We start from the raw sequence: 447 nt of genomic DNA, 5'->3' as shown, positions 1-447 counted from the left end.
CCCGGGCACGACCCGCCGCCCGGGGCACTCCCGACCACCGGCGACCCACCCGACACTGACCCCGCGACCGGAACGGTCTTCTGCAACCCGGTCTTCTGCAACCCAGTGACCTGCCGGTCAGGGATCTGCTGGTCAGGGACGTGCTGCGGTACCCAGACCACCCGCGGTTTCGGCGGTTTCGGTGGGGGTGGGGTGGTGATGTCAGCCAGGGCGAGGACGAGCGCATCCGCCGCGGCGAACTGGGCGGCTTTCTTCGACTCCCCACGACCGCTGCGCTCCACAATCCCACCACCGTCGGGCAGGGCCGCGATCGCGGTGTTGACGAACACCGCCGCATGGATCGGGCCCTCACCCCCGTCATCACGAAACTCCAGCCCCGCGATCCGACCGGTCTGACGCCAGTTATGCAACAACGACGTCGACGCCGGGAACTTCCCCCGCAACTGC

The 447-nt window shown here is 69.1% G+C and carries 1 protein-coding gene; it reads right to left on the bottom strand.

Translation table 11 applies throughout. The features are described 5' to 3' along the window. On the bottom strand, window positions 1–447 hold a 447-nt coding region (locus FVA95_RS31220; protein ID WP_161992539.1), incomplete at both ends, for a hypothetical protein.

This window comes from Pseudonocardia sp. EV170527-09, from assembly GCF_008369905.1.
GTDB lineage: Bacteria > Actinomycetota > Actinomycetes > Mycobacteriales > Pseudonocardiaceae > Pseudonocardia.
The sequence above is the reverse complement of the archived record's forward strand: the minus strand, read 5'-3'. Positions and strand labels throughout refer to the sequence as shown.